Here is a 4,875-nt window from a genome sequence, read left to right on the forward strand (position 1 = left end):
TAACTCAATCCTCCCCGGCACGGGGAGGATCAGATCACCCCTGCCCCTCGACCATCTCGGCCAATTCGAGCCAGCGCAGCTCGGCGAGCGTCTTGTCCTCCTGCGCCTGGCCGATCGCTTCCATCAGCCGCTCGAACGCGTCGGGGTCGCGCGTGTAGAGATCGGGGTCTTCGAGCAGCACTTGATCGCGCGCGATCGCGGCGTCGAGCGCTTCGATCCGCTTGGGCAAGAGATCGTAATCGCGCTGATCCTTATAGGTCAGCTTGGCCTTCGCGCCCGGAACCGGCGCGGCGGTAGCGGACGTGGCGTTTTTGGCGATCGCGCCGCGCTTGGTGGGCGCCTTGGCTTTTCGCCGCCGTTCCCAATCCTCATAACCGCCCGCGACGACATCGACCGTCCCCGAGCCGTCGAGCCCGAGCGTGATCGTCACGGTGCGATCGAGAAAGTCGCGATCGTGGCTGACGATCAGCACGGTGCCGTCATAATCGCCAATCACGTCCTGCAACAGATCGAGCGTCTCGAGATCGAGATCGTTGGTCGGCTCGTCGAGCACCAGCAAATTGCTCGGCTTGGCGAATTCGCGCGCAAGCAGCAGCCGCGAGCGCTCGCCGCCCGACAACGTACCGATCTTGGCATCGAGCACGCCGGGTTCGAACAGGAATTCCTTCAAATAGCCGATCACATGCTTGCGGATGCCCTGCACCTCGACCCAGTCGCCGCCATCGGCGAGCACGTCGCGGATCGTCTTGTCGGGCTCCATCTTGCTGCGCTGCTGATCGATCACGATCCGCTCGATCGTCTTGGCGAAGCGGATCGTGCCGCCATCGGGCTCCAATTCGCCGGTCAGCAGCTTGAGCAGCGTCGATTTGCCCGCACCGTTCGCGCCGACAATGCCGATCCGGTCGCGCCGCGTGACCTTCAAGGTCAAATCGCCGATGATCGTGCGCTCGCCAAACGCCTTGGAGATGTGCTTGGCGTCGATCACCACCTTCGACTTGGCGTCGTCGGTGCCGATGGTGAGATTGGCGGACCCTTGCGGCCCGACCATCGACGCGCGCTCGGCACGCATCTCGACCAGCTTGGTCAGGCGGCCCTGATTGCGCTTGCGCCGCCCGGTGACGCCGCGCAGCAGCCAATGTTCTTCGAGCTTCAATTTGGCGTCGAGCTTCTCGGCATTGCGCGCTTCGTCGGCATAGACCGCTTCCGTCCACGCATCGAACCCGCCAAAGCCGATTTCGGCGCGGCGCAAATTGCCGCGGTCCATCCACAAAGTCTGTTTGGTCAGCTTGGTCAGGAAGGTGCGGTCATGGCTGATCACGACGAACGCGCCGCGAAAACGCTGGAGCCATTCCTCGATCCATTCGATCGCGCCGATGTCGAGATGGTTGGTCGGCTCGTCGAGCAGCAGCACATCGGGGTTTTGTGCGAACGCGCGGACGATCGCGGCGCGGCGGCGCTCGCCGCCCGAGGCCTTGGCGGCTTCACGCGTCAGATCGATGCCGAGCTGATCGGCGATCGCTTCGGCTTCGTGCCGTTGCGGCGCGTCGTCGCCCGACAGGACATAATCGGCGAGCGTCGTAAAGCCGGTCATCGCCGGTTCCTGTTCGAGCAGGATCACGCGCGTGCCCGGCACGATCGTGCGGCGGCCCTCGTCCGAATCGATGATGTTGCCGAGCAATTTCATCAGCGTCGTCTTGCCCGCGCCATTGCGCCCGATCAGCGCCAGCCGGTCGCGCGGACCGACGTGGATGTCCAATCCTCGAAAGAGCCAACCGGAGCCCTGAATGACTCCGAGATTTTCGTAAGCTAGGATTGGTGCAGCGGCCATATCGTTGGTCGTTACTGCGGTGCAGCATAACCCGCAACCTTACAAGTTTCTGAGCGGTGCATTCACAAGCTGTTCAATGCGTGTCACGTATGCGACGGCCATGACGATGCTCGTTTCCTTTATGATCGGACTTGCCACCGCGACGGCGCCTGCGCCGCTACCGGGCGCGCAGTTGCAGCACCGCGACCAGCGCGAGGCGTTTCGCGCGCGCCAGCAGGGCCGCATCCTGCCGCTGCGGGACATTGAAGGCCGCGTCTTGCCGACAATGCGCGGCAGCCAGTATCTTGGGTTCGACTTCGATACCGATCGCGGGATTTACACGTTGAAATTCCTGCGAGATGGAACCGTCATCTGGGTCGAGGTCGATGGGAGTTCGGGGCAAATCATCGGCCGAACCGGCAATTGAGCGCGGACCCCGCGCCGTCCAAAGGGAAAAATCACATGCGTGTTCTGATCGTCGAGGACGAACCCAATCTCGGCCAGCAATTGAAGGCGACGCTTGAAGGCGCCGGTTATGCGATCGACCTCGCGACCGACGGCGAGGAGGGCCATTTCATGGGCTCGACCGAGAATTACGACGCGATCATCCTCGATCTGGGTCTGCCCGAAATCGACGGGCTGACCGTGCTCGATCGCTGGCGCAAGGAAGGCCGCACCGCCCCGGTGCTGGTGCTGACCGCGCGCGACAGCTGGTCGGACAAGGTCGCCGGCCTCGATGCCGGCGCCGACGATTATGTCGCGAAACCCTTTCAGTCGGAAGAACTGATCGCCCGCCTGCGCGCGCTGATTCGCCGCGCGGCGGGCAATGCCTCGGCCGAACTGACTGCGGGCGATGTCCGGCTCGATACGCGCAGCGGCAAGGTCACGCTGGCGGGCGAGCCGGTCAAGATGACCGCGCAGGAATATAAATTGCTCAGCTATCTGCTCCACCACAAGGGCAAGGTGGTCAGCCGCACCGAGCTGATCGAGCATATCTACGACCAGGATTTCGACCGCGATTCGAACACGATCGAAGTGTTCGTGACGCGCATCCGCAAGAAGCTGGGCCAAGATGTCATCACCACGATTCGGGGGCTCGGTTACAGCCTCGAGGATGTGAATGCCTGACCTGACCAACACGCCCCTATTGTCATCCCCGCGTAAGCGGGGACCCATCTCGTGGTGTCGGAGATGGGTCCCCGCTTTCGCGGGGATGACAAACGGAGGGTGACGTGGCTGAGGCCGACCCCTCCGAACGGGTAGCCACTTCGCTGCCGCCGATCGACATCGAGCCACGCCCCGCAATTCCGATGCGGACGACCGGCTCGCTCAGCCGGCGGATGATCCTGATTGCGGCGGGGTGGATCCTGCTGCTGCTGACCGGTGGCGGCTTTGCGCTCGACCGCGTGCTGACCACGGCCGTCACGCGCAATTTCGACGATCAGATCGAATATGTGCTGAATTCACTGATCACCTCGGCCGAGGTCGGGCCAATGGGCGAGGTGATCAACAATCGCGAGCTCGCCGATCAGCGCTTTCTCGAGCCCGGATCGGGGCTTTACTATCAGGTCAGCGCACCCGGCCAGGAACCCTATCCTTCACGCTCGCTCTGGGACAGGCAGCTCGCTTATGGCGGCGCGCATCGCGACCGCGACATCCATGCCTATGATAGCGACCAGTTCGTCGACAAGAACGCGGCACGCAAGGCTGCATCCGGCGCGGTCGCCGACGATACCGAACATGACGGGATGCTGCGGATCGTCGAACGCGACGTGAAGCTGCCGGGGTCGCCAGTATGGTGGCGGTTTCAAGTGGCGCAGAGCCGGAGCGGGCTCGACGCGCAAATCAAGGTCTTGCGCAAGACGCTGGTCCGCAGCTTCGCCTTGCTCGGCTTCGGGCTGATCGTGATGGCGGCGCTACAGACGTTCTACGGGCTGTGGCCGCTGCGGAAAGTGCGCGAGGAGATTGCCCGGATGCGCGCGGGCAAGGCGCGCCAGATCGAGCGACCGATGCCGATCGAAGTCGCGCCGATGGTCGAGGAATTGAACGGCCTGATCGCGCATAACGAGCGCCAGGCCGAAGAAGCACGGCGCCACGCCGGAAATCTCGCGCACGCGCTGAAGACCCCGCTGACCGTCATCATGAATGCGGCAACCGCGCAGGCCGACGATCTGAGTGAGACGGTCGTGCGCGAGGCGCGGACGATGCGGCGGCAAGTCGATCACCACCTCGCCCGCGCGCGCGCAGTCGGCCGACGTGGCTCGGCGCACAGCCGCGCCGATGTCTGGCCGAGCCTCGAATCGGTCGAGCGTGCAGTCGGGGTCCTCTACCGCCACGTCCGAATCGACGCTGATGGGCCGAGGGATTTGCAAGTTCATGTCGAACGGCAGGATTTGGACGAGATGCTCGGCAATCTGATCGAGAATGCCGCGAAATATGGTGGCGGCAGCGTGTTCGTGACCGTCGCGAAGCATTCGGGCTTCGTCGAGTTCCTGATCGAGGATGACGGCGTCGGCATCCCGGCGGAAGAGCGGCTGCGGATTTTCGATCGCGGCGTGCGGCTCGATTCGGGCAAGCCCGGCACGGGTCTTGGCATGGCGATCGTGCGCGATGTAGCCGAAATCTACGAAGGCACGGTCAGCCTGGAGGAAAGCGAGGACCTGGGCGGGCTGTTGGTCCGGTTGCGGCTTCCTGCCGCCAACTGAGCGCAGGCGACCCTGCTCAGCGCCGCCGCGATCGCTTCTTCGGCGGGATGACCGGCGTCCGCTCTTCGGTCAAATCGAAACCGCGTCGCTGACGATCGACGGCGGTTGCAGCGCGCCATTTGCCCTTGACCGGTTCACGGTACAAATCGATCGAACAGCGCGCGCACGTGGCAAAGACGCTGCCATTTTCGCTGCGCCGTGATTCGGCATTCCGGCGATGACCGACGACTGCGCAAACTAGGCCTAAAACACGGAACGGCACGCCTCACCCTCGATTTTTTTACTGCGACCGGACGCTGTCGCAAGCTTTGTTACGCAAGTGTAATGCACCAACGGGGACAGGGCGTCCACCATCGGATACCC

Annotated in this window: 4 protein-coding genes; 3 read left to right on the forward strand and 1 reads right to left on the reverse strand. The window is 63.6% G+C overall.

Annotated elements, in window-relative coordinates:
• Positions 1-34: 34 nt before the first annotated feature.
• The gene (locus ABWP09_RS13530; protein ID WP_353205649.1) at positions 35-1,828 is read right to left on the reverse strand and encodes an ABC-F family ATP-binding cassette domain-containing protein; all 1,794 of its coding nucleotides are present in this window, start codon (positions 1,826-1,828) and stop codon (positions 35-37) included.
• 4 nt (positions 1,829-1,832) lie between these two features.
• Between ABWP09_RS13530 and ABWP09_RS13535 the strand changes: the two genes are divergently transcribed.
• From ABWP09_RS13535 to ABWP09_RS13545, 3 genes are all read left to right on the forward strand, one after another.
• Positions 1,833-2,234, forward strand: a complete 402-nt coding sequence (locus ABWP09_RS13535; RefSeq protein ID WP_353205650.1) for a hypothetical protein — start codon at positions 1,833-1,835, stop codon at positions 2,232-2,234.
• A 35-nt stretch (positions 2,235-2,269) separates the two neighbouring features.
• On the forward strand, positions 2,270-2,935 hold the full coding sequence (locus tag ABWP09_RS13540) for a response regulator transcription factor (protein ID WP_353205651.1): 666 nt from the start codon (positions 2,270-2,272) through the stop codon (positions 2,933-2,935).
• A gap of 182 nt (positions 2,936-3,117) precedes the next feature.
• Positions 3,118-4,512 (forward strand): sensor histidine kinase, encoded by a 1,395-nt coding sequence (locus tag ABWP09_RS13545; protein ID WP_353205652.1) that lies wholly within the window; start codon positions 3,118-3,120, stop codon positions 4,510-4,512.
• Positions 4,513-4,875: the final 363 nt, after the last annotated feature.

The sequence above is a fragment of the Sphingomonas sp. genome (assembly GCF_040398505.1).
Taxonomy (GTDB): domain Bacteria; phylum Pseudomonadota; class Alphaproteobacteria; order Sphingomonadales; family Sphingomonadaceae; genus Sphingomonas.

Coding starts and splice junctions, on each gene's coding strand:
- ABWP09_RS13530 (WP_353205649.1), bottom strand. CDS start 1,828: ATGGCCGCTGCACCAATCCTAGCTTACGAAAATCTCGGAGTCATTCAG.
- ABWP09_RS13540 (WP_353205651.1), top strand. CDS start 2,270: ATGCGTGTTCTGATCGTCGAGGACGAACCCAATCTCGGCCAGCAATTG.
- ABWP09_RS13545 (WP_353205652.1), top strand. CDS start 3,118: ATGCGGACGACCGGCTCGCTCAGCCGGCGGATGATCCTGATTGCGGCG.